The sequence below is a fragment of the Sulfuricurvum sp. IAE1 genome (genome assembly GCF_004347735.1).
Taxonomy (GTDB): Bacteria; Campylobacterota; Campylobacteria; order Campylobacterales; family Sulfurimonadaceae; genus Sulfuricurvum.
The window spans coordinates 19,623-40,549 of the sequence record NZ_SLTI01000062.1; the positions used below are offsets into that span (position 1 = coordinate 19,623).

24 protein-coding genes are annotated in these 20,927 nt (G+C 53.3%); 6 read left to right on the plus strand and 18 right to left on the minus strand.

The window, feature by feature from the left end; genetic code table 11:
* Window positions 1-38 precede the first annotated feature (38 nt).
* From E0765_RS11045 to E0765_RS11085, 9 genes are all read right to left on the minus strand, one after another.
* Complete coding sequence (locus E0765_RS11045) at window positions 39-557, minus strand: outer membrane beta-barrel protein (protein ID WP_165921748.1); 519 nt, start codon at window positions 555-557, stop codon at window positions 39-41.
* 94 nt (window positions 558-651) lie between these two features.
* Window positions 652-2,112, minus strand: coding sequence for a PhoH family protein (locus tag E0765_RS11050; protein ID WP_132813289.1), 1,461 nt, complete (start codon window positions 2,110-2,112; stop codon window positions 652-654).
* A 49-nt stretch (window positions 2,113-2,161) separates the two neighbouring features.
* Window positions 2,162-3,235, minus strand: coding sequence for a chorismate synthase (aroC, locus tag E0765_RS11055; protein ID WP_132813290.1), 1,074 nt, complete (start codon window positions 3,233-3,235; stop codon window positions 2,162-2,164).
* Window positions 3,232-3,912, minus strand: coding sequence for a ribonuclease III (gene rnc / locus E0765_RS11060; RefSeq protein WP_132813291.1), 681 nt, complete (start codon window positions 3,910-3,912; stop codon window positions 3,232-3,234). Before rnc ends, aroC begins: the two co-directional genes overlap by 4 nt.
* A complete protein-coding gene (rnhA, locus tag E0765_RS11065; RefSeq protein WP_132813292.1) occupies window positions 3,912-4,346 on the minus strand; it encodes a ribonuclease HI in 435 nt (144 codons plus the stop codon). The genes rnc and rnhA overlap by 1 nt, the downstream gene beginning before the upstream one ends.
* Window positions 4,321-5,364: a tetratricopeptide repeat protein gene (locus E0765_RS11070; protein WP_132813293.1), complete on the minus strand. Its 1,044-nt coding sequence runs from the start codon at window positions 5,362-5,364 to the stop codon at window positions 4,321-4,323. The genes rnhA and E0765_RS11070 overlap by 26 nt, the downstream gene beginning before the upstream one ends.
* 6 nt (window positions 5,365-5,370) lie before the next feature.
* Complete coding sequence (locus E0765_RS11075) at window positions 5,371-5,838, minus strand: hypothetical protein (protein ID WP_132813294.1); 468 nt, start codon at window positions 5,836-5,838, stop codon at window positions 5,371-5,373.
* On the minus strand, window positions 5,838-7,433 hold the full coding sequence (recJ, locus tag E0765_RS11080) for a single-stranded-DNA-specific exonuclease RecJ (RefSeq protein WP_132813295.1): 1,596 nt from the start codon (window positions 7,431-7,433) through the stop codon (window positions 5,838-5,840). The genes E0765_RS11075 and recJ overlap by 1 nt, the downstream gene beginning before the upstream one ends.
* On the minus strand, window positions 7,417-9,045 hold the full coding sequence (locus tag E0765_RS11085; protein WP_132813296.1) for a CTP synthase: 1,629 nt from the start codon (window positions 9,043-9,045) through the stop codon (window positions 7,417-7,419). The genes recJ and E0765_RS11085 overlap by 17 nt, the downstream gene beginning before the upstream one ends.
* 128 nt (window positions 9,046-9,173) lie before the next feature.
* On the opposite strand from E0765_RS11085, the gene E0765_RS11090 reads away from it, so the two are divergent.
* Window positions 9,174-10,790, plus strand: coding sequence for a cation:proton antiporter (locus tag E0765_RS11090; RefSeq protein ID WP_132813297.1), 1,617 nt, complete (start codon window positions 9,174-9,176; stop codon window positions 10,788-10,790).
* Window positions 10,791-10,804: 14 nt separating this feature from the next.
* Here E0765_RS11090 and E0765_RS11095 read toward each other — a convergent pair whose 3' ends face one another.
* From E0765_RS11095 to E0765_RS11120, 6 genes are read right to left on the minus strand one after another with little or no spacing between them, the layout of a single operon-like run.
* Complete coding sequence (locus E0765_RS11095; RefSeq protein WP_132813298.1) at window positions 10,805-11,122, minus strand: hypothetical protein; 318 nt, start codon at window positions 11,120-11,122, stop codon at window positions 10,805-10,807.
* Window positions 11,122-11,730 (minus strand): orotate phosphoribosyltransferase, encoded by a 609-nt coding sequence (pyrE, locus tag E0765_RS11100; protein WP_132813299.1) that lies wholly within the window; start codon window positions 11,728-11,730, stop codon window positions 11,122-11,124. Before pyrE ends, E0765_RS11095 begins: the two co-directional genes overlap by 1 nt.
* A gap of 2 nt (window positions 11,731-11,732) precedes the next feature.
* Entirely contained in the window at window positions 11,733-12,290 is a 558-nt protein-coding gene (frr, locus tag E0765_RS11105) for a ribosome recycling factor (RefSeq protein ID WP_132813300.1), read from the minus strand.
* A gap of 24 nt (window positions 12,291-12,314) precedes the next feature.
* Window positions 12,315-12,632 (minus strand): preprotein translocase subunit SecG, encoded by a 318-nt coding sequence (secG, locus tag E0765_RS11110; protein ID WP_132813301.1) that lies wholly within the window; start codon window positions 12,630-12,632, stop codon window positions 12,315-12,317.
* A 48-nt stretch (window positions 12,633-12,680) separates the two neighbouring features.
* Window positions 12,681-14,078, minus strand: coding sequence for a DUF1007 family protein (locus E0765_RS11115; RefSeq protein WP_132813302.1), 1,398 nt, complete (start codon window positions 14,076-14,078; stop codon window positions 12,681-12,683).
* A complete protein-coding gene (locus E0765_RS11120; RefSeq protein ID WP_132813303.1) occupies window positions 14,063-14,434 on the minus strand; it encodes a Fur family transcriptional regulator in 372 nt (123 codons plus the stop codon). The genes E0765_RS11115 and E0765_RS11120 overlap by 16 nt, the downstream gene beginning before the upstream one ends.
* Window positions 14,435-14,520: 86 nt before the next feature.
* On the opposite strand from E0765_RS11120, the gene E0765_RS11125 reads away from it, so the two are divergent.
* The 4 genes from E0765_RS11125 to E0765_RS11140 are packed head-to-tail and all read left to right on the plus strand — an operon-like array spanning window position 14,521 to window position 17,760.
* The gene (locus E0765_RS11125; RefSeq protein WP_132813304.1) at window positions 14,521-15,507 is read left to right on the plus strand and encodes a metal ABC transporter solute-binding protein, Zn/Mn family; all 987 of its coding nucleotides are present in this window, start codon (window positions 14,521-14,523) and stop codon (window positions 15,505-15,507) included.
* Window positions 15,498-16,259, plus strand: coding sequence for a metal ABC transporter ATP-binding protein (locus E0765_RS11130; protein WP_368666186.1), 762 nt, complete (start codon window positions 15,498-15,500; stop codon window positions 16,257-16,259). Before E0765_RS11125 ends, E0765_RS11130 begins: the two co-directional genes overlap by 10 nt.
* Window positions 16,260-16,270: 11 nt before the next feature.
* Window positions 16,271-17,068, plus strand: coding sequence for a metal ABC transporter permease (locus E0765_RS11135; RefSeq protein ID WP_132813306.1), 798 nt, complete (start codon window positions 16,271-16,273; stop codon window positions 17,066-17,068).
* The gene (locus tag E0765_RS11140; RefSeq protein WP_132813307.1) at window positions 17,065-17,760 is read left to right on the plus strand and encodes a methyltransferase domain-containing protein; all 696 of its coding nucleotides are present in this window, start codon (window positions 17,065-17,067) and stop codon (window positions 17,758-17,760) included. The genes E0765_RS11135 and E0765_RS11140 overlap by 4 nt, the downstream gene beginning before the upstream one ends.
* On the opposite strand, the gene E0765_RS11145 is transcribed toward E0765_RS11140, so the two are convergent.
* Window positions 17,757-19,010 (minus strand): leucine-rich repeat-containing protein kinase family protein, encoded by a 1,254-nt coding sequence (locus E0765_RS11145; RefSeq protein ID WP_132813308.1) that lies wholly within the window; start codon window positions 19,008-19,010, stop codon window positions 17,757-17,759. The genes E0765_RS11140 and E0765_RS11145 overlap by 4 nt on opposite strands.
* A 161-nt stretch (window positions 19,011-19,171) precedes the next feature.
* Between E0765_RS11145 and E0765_RS11150 the strand changes: the two genes are divergently transcribed.
* The gene (locus tag E0765_RS11150; protein ID WP_132813309.1) at window positions 19,172-19,546 is read left to right on the plus strand and encodes a hypothetical protein; all 375 of its coding nucleotides are present in this window, start codon (window positions 19,172-19,174) and stop codon (window positions 19,544-19,546) included.
* Here the strand turns inward: E0765_RS11150 and E0765_RS11155 are convergent.
* Both E0765_RS11155 and E0765_RS11160 read right to left on the minus strand, forming a co-directional pair.
* The gene (locus tag E0765_RS11155; RefSeq protein WP_165921749.1) at window positions 19,543-19,947 is read right to left on the minus strand and encodes a thiamine-phosphate pyrophosphorylase; all 405 of its coding nucleotides are present in this window, start codon (window positions 19,945-19,947) and stop codon (window positions 19,543-19,545) included. The genes E0765_RS11150 and E0765_RS11155 overlap by 4 nt on opposite strands.
* Window positions 19,937-20,644: a Bax inhibitor-1/YccA family protein gene (locus E0765_RS11160; RefSeq protein ID WP_132813310.1), complete on the minus strand. Its 708-nt coding sequence runs from the start codon at window positions 20,642-20,644 to the stop codon at window positions 19,937-19,939. The genes E0765_RS11155 and E0765_RS11160 overlap by 11 nt, the downstream gene beginning before the upstream one ends.
* Window positions 20,645-20,927: the final 283 nt, after the last annotated feature.

Sequence of the window (20,927 nt, forward strand, 5' to 3'; positions counted from 1 at the left end):
CCGATCTCTATTATAAAGAGACCGGAGTTCATTTACCGTTAGAATTTGTAATTTACGCCGGCAAAGAAAGATTGGAAGCTGGTAATTTCTTCTTTGTAATTCCCTGATTTATAGGTTGCGTCAGAGAAAAGATAACGGTAGCCCGCATCAACCGAAAAATGCTCATTCAGACCGTAATTAATTCCGACTTGCCCTCCGTATGCTAGTCCGTCTTGTTTGTAGTTTCCATTTTTGTATACCGAGTAACCTACAATTGCCCCTAGAAAGGGTTTGAATGCATTATCGCCAAAAAGATAATCACATCCTCCACCGTATGCATTTGTCGGTTTAGCGAAATCACCCCGATTGATGTGTTGATAAAAAGCGTATCCGCGTACATTGTTATCAAAGTAATACCCGATTTTCGCACTGTAAGCTGTGCTGGTATTCGAATAATGGTTCCCGGTAGAGGTTTCGTCCTTTTCCTTGGTACGGCCGACATCACCTCCCACATACCATCCGCTTTCACTCGCCATCATGGCAACATTGAGTAATCCCAGTAATGCAAGTTTCTTCATTAATTGCTCCATACAGTAGTCCAATATCATTGGCAAGCAAATAATAACAAAAAGAAACTCAATTCATATAGTATGTTTATATTTTTTTTTGTTTTTAAAAATTCTTATCAAACCAGTCGGCTACCTGGCTGCGGATCGTATGGCGCAGCTGGATGCCGGCGATGAAATCGTTGTGCTGGGCTTTGTTGAGCAGCGTTACGAGGGCGTTGCGCCGTTTGGAGAGGAACGGATGGTCGATCTGGCCGGGGTCGCCCATGACGACGAGGCGCGTTTCGTCCCCCATCCGGGTTCCGATGAGCTTAAGGGTAGCGTTGGTCATGTTCTGCGCTTCGTCGATGATGACGAATTTGCGAGAGATGGTCGTTCCGCGCATGTGGGCGATGTCCATCGCTTCGATGTTGTATTTTTTCATGAAGATTTCGGTCGCGTTTTCCCGTTTGATCGAATTCGTATTGCCCGTATATTCGACCCGTGCGTCGATGGAGTATTTGCTCTGATGCTCGATCGTGAAATTGATCGCGGCGTAGAGCGGGTACATGAAATACCCCAGTTTCTGCTCTTCGTCCCCCTTGCGAAATCCAAGTTCGGACTGCGGGTCGTTCGAGGTGACGGTGTTCCGGGCATAAACGATCCCTTCGACGATCCCCTCTTCGACCAGTTCCAGTCCCGCCTGCAGCGCCACGAGCGTTTTTCCCGACCCTGTCGAGCCTGAGACGACCGTGACGTAGTTTTGCGGGTGGGTCATCATCGCGTAATAGAATTTTTGTTCGAGGTTGAGGGGTCGCACAAGGCTTTCGTCGAAATGTTCCCCGAAACGGCGGTCGAAATCGCACCATTCGATTTGGCCGTTGACGCTCAACGCATGGCGTTGAATTCCCGTTTCGTACATTTCCGAGGCGGCGCTGAGTGCTTTTTGGACGAAGGTGATCTGGTCGAAATTGTGATGGGTTTTGTCGGCGGGGAGGGCAGGGGCCTCCTCGTATTCGTAGGTATAGGAAAAATCGATTTTTTCGGGGGCCTCGACGCTGCTGTTGCGGATGCTCTGTGATTGGATCCCCCGGATTTCGGCGGCGATGCGAAACGACATGTCGTTGGTAAGGAGTGTGAGGTCGTAATCGTCGGCAATTTCGGCGATTTTCGCATCGTTGAGCCCTTTGGGTTCCGAAAAGTGGGCCGAAACGCGGTAGTGCTCGCGATGGACGATGTAGAGGTCGATCAGGTTCGCTTCACCCCCGTGCAAAGAGCGGTCGAAATTAAGCGACAGGCGGTAATAGCGGTCGTTTTGGCACAGGTTGTGGTCTATGCGGCTGCGGACACATTCGGGGAGCTCTACCGAACTGATCGGTTCTCCCCATGCGATGTCGGCGAGACGGAAAAATTCCCGCGCCTGAAAGCCCGCTTCGGAGCGCATGTCGTCTTTTTTGCTGTTGAGTTCGGCCAGAACGACGTTGGTGATGACGACGCCGTTGAGATTCTCTTCGCTGATTCGGAGGATGTTGGTCGGATCGTCGAGGATAACGGAAGTATCAAGGAGGTAGCAGTTTTGTGTGCCCATGCGGAAACCTTATGAAAAGATTTCCTATGGTAGGGTATTTTTTCTTAAATTAGCCGTAATACCCTTTGAGGCCCTTCATTGTCCGCCCCATGTTGAGCAATACCATGTCCGCACAAACGAGGGCCGCCATCGATTCGGCCACGACCGATCCGCGGACGGCGACACAGGGATCGTGCCGCCCTTTGAGGGAGACGTGGACGCTGTGGCCGGCGGTATCGATGCTCTCCTGGTCGATGAAAATCGAAGGGGTCGGTTTGAAATGGACGCGTACGAGGATGTCGTCGCCGTTACTCATCCCTCCCAGGATTCCCCCCGCATGGTTGGTTTTGAATCCCTCGGGGGTGATGGGATCGTTGTTTTCGCTCGCCCGGAGGCGTGCGCTGCGGACCCCTTCGCCGATTTCGACCGCTTTGACGGCGTTGATCCCCATCATCGCTTCGGCGAGTACCGCATCGAGTTTGTAATAGAGCCCTTCGCCCAGGCCGACCGGAAGGCCGCTGATTTTAACCGTGGCTACGCCGCCGACTGCGTCATGGGCATTTTTGGCACGCAGGATCGCTTCTTTCTGGGCCTCTTCGACAGAGGGATCAAGGGCGTAAATCGGGCTGTTCGCGACGCGGCTGAAATCGAGCGTATTTGCTTCGATCCCCTCGATCGCGCTGATCCCGCTGGCAAAATCGATCCCCAGTTCGCGGAGCATCAGTTTCGCAACGGCGCCGCCGGCCACCCGTGCCGCCGTTTCGCGTGCCGAAGAACGGCCGCCGCCGCGGTAATCGCGGATGCCGTATTTGTGGAAATAGGTGAAGTCGGCGTGCCCCGGACGGAAAATGTCTTTGACGTTGGAGTAATCGCCGCTTTTTTGGTCGGTATTGTAGATGACCATCATGATGGGTGTCCCGGTGCTCTTGCCTTCGAAGACGCCGCTGAGGATTTCGACCTTGTCGGCTTCCTTGCGCGCGGTGGCAAACTCGTTTTGACCCGGACGGCGGCGGTCGAGTTCGCTTTGGATGTAGGCTTCGTCGATCGCAAGACCCGCCGGTACGCCATCAAGTACGCATCCGATCGCCTTTCCGTGCGATTCTCCGAAGGTGGTAATCGTAAAACGCTCTCCGAACCGATTCATTTGAGCTCCTTGTTCAGCATTTCCAGGGCGATTTTGGCCGCCTCCTGCTGCGCTTGCTTTTTACTTTTACCGCAGGCTGAGGCATACCGTTTGCCGTCGATGCTGACGGCCACTTCGAACTCTTTTTTGTGGTCGGGCCCGTGGGCCGCGATGAGGTCGTACTCGGGGGTGATCCCGAAATGGGCCTGGGTCAGCTCCTGCAACGAGGTTTTGTAATCTTTGAAGAGCGAATCGAGGGAGATGTCGTCGTGGACGTTTTCGAGGAGATAAATGGTGATCTCACGGACTTTCTCCAGCCCCGTTTCAAGGTAGATCGCCCCCATCACCGCTTCGAAAGCGTTCGAGAGCAGCGAGCTTTTGGTCCGCCCGCTGTTATTTTCCTCGGCATTGGAGAGATAGATGTATTCCCCCAGATTCAGATGGTTGGCAAGGCGGGTAAACCCCCCCTCGTTGACGAGAGAAGCCCTCATTTTGGAGAGTTTTCCCTCGTCGAAATCGGCGAATTTTTTGTAGAGGTATTCCCCGACGATCAAGTCGAGGACGGCGTCGCCCAAAAATTCGAGGCGCTCATTATTGTAGGGCTGTTTGTAGCTTTTGTGCGTCAGCGCTTCAATAAGGAGCTCTTGATTCTCAAATCGGTACCCGAGCTGCCGCTGCAGGGCTTGCAAATCGTTCATTATGTGTTCAATCCTTCTTTGTATTTTCCCGCTTCTTCGCGGGCGATCCGGTCGCACTCTTCGTTCTCCGGGTGGCCGTCATGCCCCCGTACCCACTCCCCCCGGATGGCATGGGGAGCGGAGACGGCGAGGTACTCGCGCCACAGATCGGGGTTTTTAACCTTTGCGAAATTGCGCTTCACCCACCCCTCAAGCCATTCGTTGATCCCTTTGATCACGTAGCTCGAATCCGAAACGATCGTCACCTCACAGGGTTCTTTGAGGGCTTTGAGCCCCTCGATAACGGCGCGCAGCTCCATCCGGTTGTTCGTCGTATGGGGTTCGCCTCCGCGGACGATTTTTTCATTAGTCCCATAGCGCAATATCGCGCCGAATCCTCCCGGCCCCGGATTGCCCAGCGCCGAGCCGTCACTGAAGAGAGTTATTTTCTTCATACCGCTCCCGTGACAGGTTCATCATCACCTCTACCGTATCAATCGCATGGCAATGGGGACAGCGGTGAAACGGCAGAAACGATATCTGCTTGCACTCGCCGCACGCGTACTCGAACTGCAGGGCCGCTTTTCCCATACCGCATTTGCGCAGCGCGATCAGCACGTCGAGTTCGAACACGCCGCTCCCCTCCGCAAGGGAGACGGAGCCTTTTGCGCTGAAAAGCTCGCGCAGATACGTATTGCTTGCAATTATATCCAAATCGAGATTATCGTCTCTAAGACGCCAGAGCACGTCGCTCAGACGGGGTGCGAGGGACTGGTCGAAACGGCTCCATGCGAGTGCGGGGCGGTTGGCGAAAAGCCATTCGAATACAAGATACCCAAGTTTACGGTGGCGCTCGTAAAGCTCGATAAGGCGCTCCCCCTTCTCATCGGTTCCGACGGTATGATCCCCCAGCAGCAACCGGCATTCGAGATAGAGTTTTTCGTCCAGTGAATCGGAGGCGATCTCCTGCAGCGATTCCATCACTTCGAGTGCCTTGTCGTACTGGCGCAGCTGTTCATAGATCAAAATGAGATAATGGAGCGCCTGGGGGGAGCGGGGATGGTTTTGGAGAATCTGTAAAAAAGTCTGTCGGGAACGTTCGAGAAACCCCGCTTTGAAATAATTTTTCCCCAGAAGCAGCAGCACCTCTTTTTGAAACGTCGTTTCACGGTTTTTGGAGAGGAGTGCGTGATAGATCTCGACGCTTTTTTCGAAGTTTCCCTGCATTTCGTAGCTGTGGGCAAGCATGAGCCACGATTCGTTTGGGAGGGAGTTGGTCTGTACCTGATCGCGTAGCCGGTTCTCATCTTCGAGCGATTCGAATTTTCCCAGAAACGATTCGAGATCGCGGTGCCCTTTTGCCGTTTTGTGCCGCCCCCACCAGTAGCTCAGAAACGAGAGGACGAAAAGGAGGAAGAAAAAAACGATGACGCCGAAAAGAGGGTCTCTAAATTCGATAAAAAATGTATCCATGCCGTATTATAGCTTTTGCACGACGATTTCGCGAATGATACGGTTGGCGGGATCGATCCGGTAGCGCAGGGGCGAATCAACGAAGGCACATTCATCCCCGCTGCACCGCATTTTGGCAAGCGGCGGGAGAGGTTGTCCCGTCTTTCGCCCGGTTTCGTCGGGGATGAGGGGGGTTGTGACGGCGATTTTGGCGACGCTTTTACCGCTATCGTCGGGAAAGACATACCCCAACACGGTATCGCCGCGTTTGATGACGAGGAGGGTTTCGGCTCCCTGCGGAACGATCTGGGAGAGTTTTTCGACGTTCAGTCCGGGGAGTTTGCCCTGAATCAGGGAAGGTTCGAATGCTGTCCCCATCCGCAGCGAACCCAGCCCCTGGGAGGTAAGGGTCATGGGATAGGGGAGGGAAGGGTCTTCGGGAGAATCGCATCCGGCGATAAGAACCCCCAGCAGCACAAGGAGCGCCCCACGCATCAGAAGACCCTCTCCAGCATCAGTTGCAGCGAAACCCGTCCGTTCCACTCGTTCTTATTCACGGTGTAGCTACAGCTCATGGTGCGGCTGTCGGGACATTCGAGCACCTGACGGAAGGCAACGAGTTCGATCGTTTTGGGATGCGTTTTCGAGGGGCGCAGTTCCAGCCGGCTATGGGACTGGTCGCTTCCGAAAAGCTTGACGTTGACCACTTCGGCGTCCCGCAGCAAGAAACGGGGGCGCGGGTTTCCTTCCCCGTAGGGCTCGAACCGCTCGAGCAATTCGAGCAGCTCGAAATTGATCATATGGTGTTCAAGCTCGCCGACGATATCGGTGTGTGGAATGAAATCGTTGGGATCGACCCCTTCGGCAACTTTGTTGATATCGCGCCGGAATTGCTCGACGCGCTCACCCGGCATCGAAAGTCCCGCCGCCATTTTATGCCCGCCGAATTTGTCGAGCAGTTCCTCCTGCGATTTGATAAGTGCGTAAAGATCGACGTTTCCGATGCTGCGGCCCGATCCCTTGGCAATGCCGTTGTGGATGCTAAGAACGATCGCGGGTTTTTGGAATCGGCTTACCAGACGTGAGGCGACGATCCCGACAACCCCCTCGTTCCAGTGCTCTCCCGCAACAACGATCACCCTGTCGTCCGGGGAGACCCGCAGCATCGCTTCTTCGGTCGTCTGGGCTTCGGTCTCTTTGCGGAGAGTATTGAGTGCGCTGAGGAGTTCGAACTGTTCAAACGCTTTTTCGGTCGTTTCGGCAAGGAGAAAGTCGAGGGCGATTTTTGCGTCTTCGAGCCGACCGGCGGAATTGATCCGGGGGGCGACCTGGAACGCGATGTCTTCGGAAGTGATTGCGGAGCGGTTGAGATAGTCGCGAATCATGACAAACGGCGGGAGCGGTGAGCGTTGCATCATCTCCAGCCCGGTTTTGACGATCGAGCGGTTGAACCCGACCAGCGGCATCACGTCGGCAATCACCGCCAGGGCGAGAAACGGAAAAAACTGCCGCATGTCGACCGAGAGTTCCAGTTCCTGCTTGAGCAGGCCCATAAAAAGCCAGGCTACCTGTGCACCGCAGATCTCTTTGTAGGGGTAGGAACAGTCGCGTTGTTTGGGATTGATGATGGCGTAAGCATCGGGAAGGGTGTCCGAGGGGGTATGGTGATCGGTGATGATCAGGTCGATCCCGCGTGCGCGGCACGCGTCGGCGGCGGCAAAAGCGTTGATCCCGTTGTCGACGGTGAAGACGACGTCGGCATCGATCCTTTCGAGAATTCCCGGAGAGACCCCGTATCCGTCGGTGAAACGGTTGGGTATTGCGGTCTCAAGCGGATAACCGATGAGATTGAAAAAGCGTTTGACGATGGCGGTCGAGGTGACGCCGTCGACATCGTAGTCGCCGACAACCGCGATGCGTTCATTCGAACGGATCGCCCGGGCGAGACGTTCGGCCCCCTTTCGGGCGTCTTTGAGCTCTTGCGGATGGGGGAGATCGGAGAGTTTTTCGGACGCACCGCCGAACCGGCGTGCGAGAAATTCACTCAGTGCGGCATGGTCTAGAAGGGGAACCTCAGGCAGGGTTCGCATGCGTAAAAGTCGCTTTGACGAACGCGAGGATCGAGGCGTTCGGGCTTTGGAGGCGTGAGGTGAATTCGGGGTGGAACTGCACCCCGAGGAACCACGGATGGGACGGGATTTCGACCGCTTCGATCAGACCGTTCGATTCTCCCGTGACGATCATCCCCGCTTTTTCCAGCGCTTCACGGTAGGTCGGGTTCGCTTCGTACCGGTGGCGGTGGCGTTCATAGATCACCGCTTCGCCGTTGTAGGCTTCGCGCAGATTCGATCCGGGTTTCGTTTCGCACGGATACTCGCCAAGGCGGAGCGTTCCGCCCATCGGGGAGGTGTGGGTACGCAGCTGTTTTTGGCCCGACTGGTCGATGAAGTTGTCGATGAGGTAGATCATCGGATGGGTCGTATGGACGTTGAATTCGATCGAATTGGCGTCTTCGTAGCCCAGAACGTTGCGGGCGTATTCGACGATCGAGAGCTGCATCCCAAGGCAGATTCCCAGGTAAGGGATCTTGTTTTCACGCGCATAACGGATCGCCTCGATTTTCCCTTCGACGCCGCGGTTTCCGAATCCGCCGGCAACAAGGACCGAATCGCAGTCGCGCAGAAGCGCTTCGGCCCCCTGCGTTTCGATTTTTTCCGAATCGACCCAGTTGATCGCGACGCGGGTATCGAGATGGGCGCCCGAGTGGATCAGCGCTTCGATGAGCGATTTGTACGACTCTTTGAGCTCGAGGTATTTGCCGACGAAACCGATCGTGATGCGGTGTTTGGGGGAGACGATCTTTTTCACCAGCGAATCCCACTGTTCCATATCGGGTTTGAGTTCGCCGAGTCCCAGTTCCTTGGCGATCGGGGCGAGGATGTTTTGCTGCAGGAAGCTCAGCGGCACCGCGTAAATCGTCTGTTCGTCGGTCGCTTCGATAATGCTGTCGCTGCTCACGTCGCAGCTGAGAGCAAGTTTTTTCTTGAACGTTTTGGGGAGAGGTTCTTCGCTTCGGGCGATGATCATCTGCGGGGTGATCCCGATACGACGGAGTTCCTGGACCGAGTGCTGTGTCGGTTTGCTTTTGTGCTCTCCAGCGGCTTTGATGAACGGAATGAGGGTGACGTGGATGAAAAAGGTCCCTTCGACCTCTTCGTCGTGTTTCATCATCCGGATCGCTTCCATGTAGGGCAATCCTTCGATGTCCCCGACCGTTCCGCCCAGCTCGACAACGAGGATATCATGCCCCTCGCCCGCTTTTTTGATCCGGTCGACGATTTCGCCGACGATGTGGGGGACGACCTGGATGGTTTGACCCAGATACCCGCCGCTGCGCTCGCGCTCGATGACGCTGCTGTAGACCTGACCCGTGGTAAAGTTGCTGGTGCGCAGATAGGAGGTGTTGAGGAAACGCTCGTAGTTCCCGATATCGAGATCGGTTTCGGCGCCGTCTTTGGTGACGAAGACTTCCCCGTGTTCGAGCGGGCTCATCGTACCGGGGTCGACGTTGATGTAGGGATCGATTTTGAGCATACCGACGTTTTTGCCGGAGTGTTTGAGAAGCGCGCCGATACTGGCCGCCGTGATCCCTTTACCGAGTGAACTGAGCACACCGCCGGTTACGAAAATATACTTGGTCATGGGTTGTTCCTTCGAGTTATGGGTCTGATTTGCTGGAAAAAGGCCGGATAAGGCCATTACGGCGACGTCTTGGAGCCGAAATTTAAGTCAGCCATTATATACTTTTATCGCTTATAAAAAGGATAATTATGGAATCAGCCCTCTATTACGTCACGATAGCGCTCGGTATCTCGATCGTCGTCAACCTCATATTGAAACGGTTGGGAGTATCGCAGATCATCGGCTACATCATGACGGGGGTAACGGTTGCCTATGTATTCGATCTGCGCCACATGGCCGATTCGCATACGCTGGAGATGATCGCCGAATTCGGGGTGGTATTCCTGATGTTCACGATCGGGCTGGAAGTTTCGCTGCAGCGGCTGGCGACGATGAAAACCGACGTTTTTTTCAACGGGGCGCTGCAGGTCGTCGTATCGGCACTCATCTTTTTTGCCCTTTCGTTCTGGGTGCTCCATATCCCCTTTGCCGCCGCGCTGATAACGTCGATGGCGTTGTCGCTCTCTTCGACGGCGGTAGTATTGAGCTATCTCAAAGCGACGAAGGAGATCGTTCGCCCTTACGGTCAAAAGGCGACGGGGATACTGATTTTTCAGGACATCGCGGTAATCCCGATCCTCCTTTTGATCGGGTTCTTGAGTTCCGACGGCGGGAGCATCGGCGACGTATTGCTCCAAACCACGGTCAGTGCCGTGCTGATCGTCGGATTGCTCTTTATCGTCGGGAAACGGGTGATGACGTGGCTGCTCCATTTTGCCTCCTCCAGCGAGGTGGACGAATTTTTCATGGGGTCGGTTCTCGTGATCGTCGTCGGGGCCTCATTGCTCGCGCACGCGTTCGGGTTCACCTATTCGCTGGGGGCGTTCGTTGCGGGGATGATCATTGCCGAAACCCGCTATCACCATAAAGTCGAATCGGATATTGCCCCGTTCAAGGACCTGTTGCTGGGGACCTTTTTCGTCACCGTCGGGATGAAGATCGATCTGGCCCTCTTTGTCAGCCATTTCGGCCAGATCGTTGCGATCCTCGCCGCGATTCTGGCGATCAAGGCCATCGTCATCTTCGGGGTCGTGCGTATCTATTCGAAAGCCAAAATCGCTTTCAAAACGGCGGTTGCTCTGGCGCAGGTCGGGGAATTTTCATTCGCTATTTTCGCGTTGGCTGGGAACTACAAACTGATACCCCAGGAACTGTCCCAGATTCTTGTCCTCGCCGTCGTCATGTCGATCGTCGTTACCCCGTTTATCCTCTCCAACCTCTCACGCATCAGCGACTATTTTTTCAAAGGGGTGAGTCTGACCGAGAGTTTCAGCATGCTTCCCGGGCGCCGATACCACGTTATCGTCTGCGGATACGGGGTCGTGGGGAAATTCGTAGCCAAAGAGCTGCGTGCGGGAGGGGTCGATTACGTTGTCGTCGACAACAGCTATAAACACGTCGAAGAGGCGCTGCGCGACGGTGAAGAGGTCTATTTCGGCGATATGTCGAAAACGGCGATCCTCGACAAGCTCTTTATCAAAGACGCCTCCAGCGTGATCGTCACCCTCGATAACATGGAAAAAAAGCGTCTCATCTGCGAAGCGGTGATTGCCCATGCCCCCAACGTCAAACTGGTCGTGAAAGTGGTCAACCTCGAAGAAAAACGCTCGTTGCGGGGATTGCCGATCTCGATTACGATCGACGGGAAAAAAGAGGTGGCCGCACGGCTCGTTTCCGAAGCGATGCGGTGCGAACTGGAGAAATAAAGAATAAAGACGAATCAGCTCTCTTTGGGCTGTTCGGTGACGAGCCACTGCAGGTAGCGGATCGACCAGTCTAGGTCTTCGAGGGCCGCATCGACCGCTTCAAGAGGCTGATCGAGGTGTTGCTTGAGTTCTTTAAGGCGCTGCTTGAGATACTGCGCCATGCTGTAATAGGCGTTCAGCGACGTATCGTCCTGCGCTTTGATGATAAGCTCTTCGAGGGTGTTGACGAGTTGCTGCTCGTTGGGGAAAATGTTCCCCGCTTTGCGAATCGTACGCTGCACCTTTTGCAGATGCGCCATATCGACTTTGAAATTTTCAGGATTGGCGGACATCAATTCCCTCTCGACCCCGGTTTGATCGCCTCGCTTCCATCGGCACACAGCGGGCAGTTTTCAGGGGCGTACATTTCGAAATCGAAATCGGCCAGCGCGAAAAGGGGCTTGTTCTCGGGCAGGGAGCAGTTCGGTTTCCGCTCAAGCGGACTGCCGCTGCGTTTGCAGAAGCCGCGGTTGGCCAGAGCGGCGAATCCGACGACCTCTCCACCGAGCGCTTCGATCGCCTTGGCCGCTTCCATCGCTGAACCGCCGGTCGTGATAATGTCCTCGCAGATGAGGACTTTTTCGCCCGGAGTGATTTCGAACCCGCGTCGGATCTGCATCTCGCCGTTTACCCGCTCGGCGAAGATAGAGCGCTTGTCCAGCGCCGTGGCGAGGGCGAACCCGGCGATCAGGCCGCCGAGTGCGGGTGCGCAGACCGTATCGATCGCGATTCCGTCGTTGCGGATGACGTCGGCAAGGGCATCGGCGAGGAGCTTCGCCGTTTTTGGGTCTTCGAGTACTTTCGCCGATTGGAGGTAATACTGCGAATGGTTCCCCGAACTGAGCTTGAAGTGCCCTTCGAGCATCGCGTCGGCATCGAGATAAATCTGTTTGACGTCCATGGTCATACCGTCAGCAGTTCCTGCTCTTTGTTTTTGAGCAGTTCGTCGATTTTTGCGGTGAATTTGTCGGTGATTTTCTGAACTTTCTCCTGGGCGACTTTCGATTCGTCCTGGGTGATCAGTTTGTCTTTTTCGAGTGCTTTGATTTTGTCGTTCGCTTTTTTGCGGTCGTTACGGACGGCGACTTTGGCCTCTTCGGCCATCCCTTTCGCTTTTTTCGCCGATTCCTGACGCTGTTCGACGGTCATCGGAGGGAAGAAAAGCTTGACGTCGGTTCCGTTGTTGTTCGGGTTGACGCCGATGTCGGCTTTCTGGATCGCTTTTTCGATGACGCTGAGCATCGATTTGTCCCACGGAGAGATCGTGATTGTCGTCGCATCGGTGGCCAGCACGCTTGCGGCCTGTTCCAGCGGCACCATCGAACCGTAACTTTCGACACGGATGTTGTCGAGAATTTTGGTTGTCACTTTTCCGGTACGCAGCGTTCTGAAGTCGCTGAGCATGTGGTCGACCCCTTTTTGCATCTGCTCTTCACAAAATTGATACACTTCGTTCAGCATAAAATCTCCTTGGCTAATGGTTTGTTACTTGCTGGCGTTCGCGTCGTTGGCGATGTTGATGGCCGGTGCCGCGACATCGGTTTTTTCGACCGAAGCGTCGATGACCGACGCATTTTTCTGCTGCGCGTAGAAATAGCCCAGCGCGATGGTGTTTACGACGAAAACGAATCCGAGGAAAAACGTCACTTTCGCCAGAAAACTCCCGGGACCTTTGGCTCCGAAGACCGATTCGTTTGAGCCGCTGTACGCTCCCAGCCCGATGCTGGAGCTCTTTTGCAAAAGTACCGCGATCGTGATCATAACGACCAAAACGATCTGTACGATGAGCAGAATACCTGTCATAAATTGTCCTTGTGATGAGAAAAAGTTCGCGATTATAGCATACGCGGGCTATGAAAATATTAAGAACGTCCCTGCGAAGATCATCACGCCGACCCCTAAAATATCGACGGCTTGAAGCATTCTGGCGCCGTAGGAACTGCTTTTGCGGCGCAATGCCGTTCCCATCACGGCGGTAAGGGCAATGGTGATTCCCATCCCCAGAGACATCACCACGGCGCTCAGAACTCCTAGGAGATACGCCCCCATCGAGATGGCAAACAAGAAAACGACGACCGTCCCCGGGCAGGGGACCATCCCAGCCCCCAGTATCAGCATCAAATCGGTCGATTTCGCGCTCGTCTGACAACCGTGGCATCCGCAGCTGCTTGCATGCGGTGCCGTGGCGCTGAACGTCATTTTAGCGTTTCTGGGGCGATAGTAGTGCCATTTTTGACGGGCCAGATAGAGGGCGACGGCGAGGATCACCAATCCGCTCAGTTTCGTCATGTACAAAGAGACGTCCGAAATGGTTTGTGAAAACATCGTATGGACGAACCAATAGAGGATCGTCGTCAGAACCAACGCGCTTGCGACGTGTGTGGCGGCGATGAGCACAGCGATCCCGATCCCCCGTGCGTAGCTCCGGTCGTTGGTGCTGAAATAGCTCGCTACGAGCGTTTTGCCATGCCCCGGTCCCGCGGCATGGAGGATACCGTAAAGGAGCGAAAACAGCAAAATAATCCCGATGCTGTAAAGGTTCGGATTTTCCTTTGCTTCGACCATCGCACCGTGGATTTTTTCGGTGAGGGACCGGAGGCTTTGGGTGAATTCGCCTTCGGGCGAGTGATTTTGAACCTTCCCGCCCAAGGGCGAAGCGAGGGCGATTTCGCGGGGATACAGATAGAGGTCGAGGATCGAATCGGATCCCTTGGAAATCCTCGGTACGGTCAGTTTCTTCCTCATGAGTACCGATTGTTCGGGGTTCAGATAGACGTTTTTATCGCTGAGGTGATAGATGATTTCGTTGTTGTAGGCCGCTTCGGCATCATATGCGATACGAAGACGGAGGGATTTTTTAATCGGCGCATCGACGGGAATGTTAAAGCGGTAGATGACGAGCCCTTTGTCGTAACGGACGGCAAAATGTTTGAGTTCTTTGAGTCGGATCGGCCGGCCGTTCACGGAAGGGCGGATAAAAAAACCGGTTTCTCTCATACTCAGCATTGCTTTATAGATTTCGTATTCTTCGGACCTGTTGAATTTGCCGTTGCGGTCGGTGTCGAAATCTCCCAGCACCATTTGGGAGAACGTAGGGTCCAGAGTCCACTCGACATCGACCGAGGAGAGTTTGTTCTGAGAGACGTTCAGATAAAGATGGGTGAGAACTTTGATGTCGCCGTAACTGCATGCCAGACAGCCCCAGCTAAAAGAAAACCAGGCGGATAATACGATTAGGATACGGAGCATGAGGGGCAGACTCCTTTGTAGATGACCGCATCGATCGTATACCCCTCGGGCATGCTGACGTTTTGGGGTCTCAGACACTCAATCATATGACAGTTCTGACAGATGAAATGGGGGTGAAAGATTCCTGAGAGTTCAAAGTACCGTTTTCCTTCATCCGATTCGATTCTGTTGATAATATCGGCTTGCTCGAATGCCTGCATTGTCCGGTAAAAAGTGCTTTTATCGATGGCGGGATCGAGAGAGGCGTATTCTTCAAAACTGATCGGATGGTGCTGCTGAGCAAAGATGGCAAGAATTCTTTTGCGGGGCGAGGTGAGCCTAAAGCCCTTCAGGGCAATTTTTTCATCAAGGGTCATTTTGATAAGACTTCTTAAAATTTAAGGTTTATTGCAACTGAGTTGCATTAGAATGGTATCCAGATTTTATATAAGGAACCTGAATTATGGACATGAAACGCTTGTCGATATTTGGAAGCATCATTGTGGCGGTCGTTGCCGGAATCGCCTTTTTTGCGCCGCAGGCCGGTAATAAAGAAACGGGTTCGGAAGCGAAACCGATTGTGTCGGTGAGTACATTTTCGCTTTATGAAGCGGCACGGATGGTTGCCGGGGATGCGCTTGATGTCCGTTCTATCGTTCCGCTGGGAAGCGACGCCCATATGTTTTCGCCGAACCCCGCCCAAGTAGCCGAGATATCCGGCGCCGGACTGTTTGTTTATAACGGGGCGGGATTTGAAACATGGGCCGAGGCGTTGAAAAATACGATCCCCTCATCCACCAAAACGGTGGATATGAGCCAATACGTCGCATTGCAAAAAAACAAAGAGGAACATCATGACGAACACGCGCACGAAGAGAATGGAGACGATGCGCATGACCATGAAGAACACGATCACCACGGTGCGTATGACCCCCATTACTGGCTCGATATCGACAATATGATCAAAATGACCCAAACACTGGATGCCGAGTTCTCGAAACTTCTTCCGGCTAAGGCAGAGCAATTCCACAAAAACGCGGCTGCCTACATCGCCGAACTGCAAAAGCTCAAAACGGAATATGCGACAGGATTGGCGGAATGCAAAAATCGTACGTTGATCTCCAATCATGACGCTTTCGGTTACCTCACCCATGCGAATAACCTCGAAAACATATCGGTGATCGGACTATCATCGGATGAGCAGCCAAGCGCAAAGACGGTAGCCCATGTGGTCGAAACGGTCAAAGAGCACGGGATGAAAACGATCTTTTTTGAAGAGCTGATCAACGATAACGTCGCCCAGACGATTGCCAAAGAGACCGGTGCCAAGGCGGTAGCGCTGCAACCGCTGGAGAATATCAGTGAAGATGAGTTAAAATCACATCAGACCTATCTCTCGATAATGCGGGAGAACCTGAAAAAATTACGAGAAGCGATGGAGTGCCGTTGAAATTTTCCCCCAGCCTTTTTGAAGTGAACGATCTTAACTTTGAGCGGCAGGGGAATTTGGTCCTCAAGGAGGCCAGTTTTCAAATTTTGCCGGGAGAGTATTGCGCTATCATCGGTCCAAACGGCGGGGGGAAAACCACCCTTGTCCGTCTTTTGCTGGGGCTGGAAAAACCGACATCGGGCGAGATAAAATTGTTCGGAACCCCTCAAAAAAAATTTCGCGACTGGAACCGCATCGGGTATGTTCCCCAGCGCTCGGCTTTGGTGGATAACGCTTTTCCCGCGACGGTACGCGAAGTGGTCGGGATGGGGCGATACGCCAGACGGGGGATTTTCGGATTCGAATCACGCGAAGACAAAGAAGCGATAAGCGAGGCGATGGAGCTGATGGGGGTTTCGGATTTGTCGGATCGCCTCATCGGAAACCTCTCCGGGGGTCAGCGTCAGAGGGTGCTGATCGCCCGCGCCCTTGCTTCCAAGCCTGAAGTGCTGATCGTCGATGAACCGAATACGGGAGTCGATGTCGAATCGCAGCACCGTTTTTACGAACTTCTCCGCACCCTCAACCGTACCAAAAAAATGTCTATCCTCTTCATTACTCACGATATCGGGGTAATAGCCGAAGACATTACCCGTATTTTGTTTGTAAATCAAACGCTCCTCGTCTCTCAAAATCCCGCGGAAATGATTCGATGCGACGAGATGAGCCGACTCTATGGTACACCGGCACACGTGGTGTGTCATAATCACTAAAAGAGGTAGCAATGTTGGAAATGTTTGATTACCCCTTTATGCAGCGTGCTTTTATCGCGGGATTGATGATCGCCGTCCTTGCTTCTTTGAGCGGTTCGTTTATCGTCCTTCGCCGCTATTCGCTCCTCAGTGAAACGCTGGCGCACGTGTCGCTGGTCGGAGTTGCCGTCGGTCTGCTGTTCGGGATCGCTCCGTTATGGATGGCGGTCGCCGCATCGCTGATCGCCTCATGGTTGATAGAGTATCTGCGCAGTATTCACGGGATGTATTCGGATTCGGTGCTCGCCATTTTTCTCTCCGGCTCCCTCGCCCTTGCCATCGTGATCGTTTCTTTGGCAGGGTCGTTTAACGCCTCTTTGTTCAGCTACCTGTTCGGTTCGATTCTCTCGGTAAGCGTTAAGGATTTGTGGGTGATGGGGATTGCAGGTGGGGTGGCGATGGCGCTGCTGATTCTCTTTTTCAAAGAACTTTACTTCATCGCGTTCGATGAAGACGTTGCCCGCTCAGGGGGCATCAAAGTAACCATGCTCAACTTTATGCTCGTCAGCGTTATCGCCGTCATTATCGCCCTTTCGATTCGTGTCGTCGGTACGCTTTTAATCGGCGCATTGATGGTGATCCCTCCCGTCGCCGCGATCCGATTCGGGCTCGGTTTTTATCCCACCACGCTTCTCTCTATCGCTATCTCTCTTATTTCGGTCGTTATCGGACTGAGCGCTTCCTATCTCTTCTCGCTTCCCAGCGGTGCGGCGATCGTACTGTGCCTCCTGGCGTTTTTCATCGTCGCCTTGGTGATCAACCGCCGATGAACAACGCGTGTCATGAATTTTCCCGTTACGCGGCAGAGTACGGCAGCCGCAATGTCATCCAGCGCCATGTTGCGGATAAGCTGATCTCCTCGACGCAGGATTATCCCAAACGTATTTTGGATTTGGGATGCGGAAGCGGAACCCTCTACTGGCTGATCGACTGGGAGATCGAGCGTTTTGTCGGCATCGATTTCTCCGCTTCGATGCTGGAACATCATCCCAAAGCATCCCACGTCGAACTGATATTGGGCAACTTCAACGATCCCTCACTGTTTGAGAGATTGAGGGATGAACGCTTCGATCGCATTTACTCCGCCTCGGCGTTGCAATGGGCGGACGATCTGGACGGCGTTTTTCATTCCCTCGCTTCGCTCAATACCCCTATGTCGCTGGCGATCTTCACCGCAGGAACGTTTAAAACCCTTCATGAATGTGCGGGAGTCACTCCGCTGCTGCGTTCCAGTGATGAGGTGATGGCGATTGCCGAAAAATATATGAATGCCCGGTTCGAAGTGCTTCATACGACGTTGGAATTTGATTCGGTTCGGGAAATGCTCCGCTACATCAAGCGCAGCGGAGTGAGCGGCGGGCGACGCGTTTTGGACGTCGCCCGGACGAAGGCGCTGATGAGGGATTATCCTCTGAAGCATCTGGAATTTGAAGTGCTTTTCATCACTTCGCCGTCCTCCTAGACCCTCATTTCCGAAAATAAGGGTCTCAGGGCGGTTTCTTCGAGCATGCACTGTTGCCTGAGTGTTTCGAGTGCGTTGTAGATTGCCTCCTCCTTGATGGAACACAGCGACAGCAGGTCTTCGAGGAGGCATCCGAACGCGCGTACTTCGATTCTTTCGAACTCTTTGCGGTGCGGTTCGTAGAACGTAGCCGCACCGAAGTCCCCCAGATAGCAGTGCCCCTCGTCGTTGATAAGGATGTTGTGGGCGTACAGATCGCCGTGCATGAGTCCCCGCGCGTGCAGGTGCGCCGCTGCGGAGGCGATTGCCCGGGCGACTTCGAGGACCTCTTCGGGGGTCAGGAGGGTTCCCTCTTCGAATGTATCGCGGGTGCAGGTCTCAAAATCGGGTGGAAGCCCCAGGTTCCGGTAAGCGTTTGGGATATACTCCAGCACCAGCCCCAGACGCTCATCCCCTTGCAGTTTCGAGAGAACTTTGATGAGGTGGGGATGTTCCCCGACACTCATGTAGGCGTTCATCTCATCGTGCGCATAACCGTCGCTCGTGATCGCGCCTTTGAACAGTTTCAGCGCCACTTCTGATTCGTGGGGCGTTGAATAGGCTTTAAATATCTCCCCCGAAGCCCCTGACCCCAATTTTTCTTTAACCTCCAACGATTCGTATGCCGTCTCCCGAAGCTCGAATTGCGGGTTGGCACTGCACGGGTTGCCCGAAAATGCCAGCCAGGAGAGTTTCGGCAGATTCCACAGCCACGAGGGGATCGATTCCAGACGGTTGGCCGAGAGGCGGAGAAGTTCGAGATTGCGGCATGCAGCCATCTCGTCGGGGAGGGTTTCGAGACGGTTCCCGGCGAGGGCGCATTTTTGGAGCCGTGTGAGTTTTCCGATCGAGCGGGGGAGGTTGGTAAGGCGGTTGTCGGTCAGGATCAGCCAGCTGACCCCCTCGGGAAGAACGTCTTCGTCGAATTTTTCGATCAGGTTGCTTTTAAACCCTATCATGTAAAGATTGTCACACCCTTTGAACGAGGGAACCTCCGTAAAACGGTTATTTGAAAAAAAAGCGATTTTCAGTCGGTGGAGGCGATGTATCCCTTCGGGAAGCGAGGTGAGGGCGTTATCGCTCATATCGAGGATCTCAAGCGTATCGGCGAGATCGAAAATTTCTTCGGGAAAGGTTGTGAGATTGTCGCGGAGGTTTAACCGCCTGATCCCTTTGAGGCTCCCGGAACGCAGTTGTGCCAATGTATGCATGAAACCCTTTTCTCCCTTGTGATTTTGGAATGGTATCGAATCCGAGCTTTCAAATTTGAACTCATATTTATAATGAAAGGTTAACTTGAAAGGAGGCACTTTTTTTGATGTAAAGCGTTATACTATCGGGATAATGTCAAAGAATTCGCAAGGAGAAGACGATGAAGGGAATCGAAAAATACGACAACCTTTCCGAGGTTATCCCCAAACTTTTGCCGGTTCTCAGAGAAGCGATCCAATCGGAATTCCTGGAAATCAAAGAGATCAACCGTGAATGCGAAAAGTTCATCGCGACGTGCGAGCGGTTCCCCGATCTGAAAAACGCACGATACGTCATCTTCTCTCAGCACATCAAAAAAAACGAGCATAAAAACGAGCTTTTCGCGTTTATCGATGCGGAAGGAAACGTTCTGCGCCATATCACCGGAAGGGAAATGGAATTATACGGCTTGCTGGGGTCGTGCTCGAACCTTCACGTTTCCGAAGAGTTCGAAGAACATCGACGTCATTGCAGCGGCGACGAATGCCGCCATTAAGACAAGAGGTTTTTCTTTTCTAATGTATAGAGTTCGTAGCGGATGTGTTTGAACGTTTCGCTGCATTCGGGGTCTGCTATTTTGTAAAGCTCTTCCAAAACCCGCGACGATTCCTGCGCCCGTTTGTAATTGGCGATAATGACCGAGCGTAAATCGGTGCGGTCCATTTCACTTTTCATGGTCGGGCGAAGTACGTCGTTAATGCTGTCACGGGAAGCCAGTAGCGCTTCGAGGGGTTCGATCCGGCATCGATGGCGAAGATGTTTGAGGGCAGTGGAGAGTTCCTTGTCATTGTGAACATAGCGCGCTATGTCCTCAATCACACGGATCCCTTCTTTCAGGCGGTTCAGGTTGGCGTCCGCCACCCGAAGGAGTTCGGGGGGGAGAGTGTTATTCGTCATTGTTTCCGAAAATTCCGAACAGCTGGAGCAGCGTCACGAAGAGGTTGAAAAAATCGAGGTAGAGAGCAACGGCTCCGTCCATCGGCGTCTCATACGCTCCGCGGATCACGTTTTGGGTATCGATAAGAACCATCACACTGATCACGAGAAGGAAAATCGCCTGAATCGCCACGTAAAGAATCGGGCTTTTCAGGAAAAAGACGTTGATCAGTGAGACCGCCAATATAATAAAGAAAGCGATCATGATAGGCTTGGACCAGCTGGTGAAATCTTTCGTACTTTTAATCGCAAAGAAACTGAGTCCGCCGAACAACGCCGCCGTCATGAAAAAGGCATTACCCACGATCGTAGCCCCGCCGGCCATTCCGAGGATATGGCTGAGCAGCGGAGTGATGATGACCCCGCTGGCAAAGGTAAAGGCGAACAACCCGATCATATTGACGCCGGGTTTGTTCTTGATGAACTGAAGCCCGAACATTCCAAAGAGCATCCAGGGGATGGCGATCCACCAGTAGTTGGCCGCAACGATTCCCGCATAAGGGATTCCTACGTAGGCACCTACGCCCCCGGCCAGCATCGAAGCGGCAAAAAGTTTGTAGGTATCTTTTACAAACGAAACGATCTGCGCTTCACTGCGGTGAGCGCTCTCGTAGCCAAAAGCACCTTCACGTGCGTATTCGCGATCATATAAAGCCATTGCTTTTTCCTTTATAAGGTATTTTATAAAAGGGATTATACAGAATTTTGATTAACCGTTCGTTTGTCGAAAAATGGGGAAGGAGAAAGAGAAGGAGTAAAAATGGGTAAAATAGTTACAAAAAACAGTGTCGGAAACGGGAAATAAATTTTTTTTGCCATATTTTTCATGTTTGCGCAAAAACCTCTTGACTTCTTTGGATATTTTTCCTATAATTCCCGTCCACAAACGCTGAGAGGCCTTGAGTTAAGGCTTTGAGTTTTGGGTTTGAGATCATTGAAAA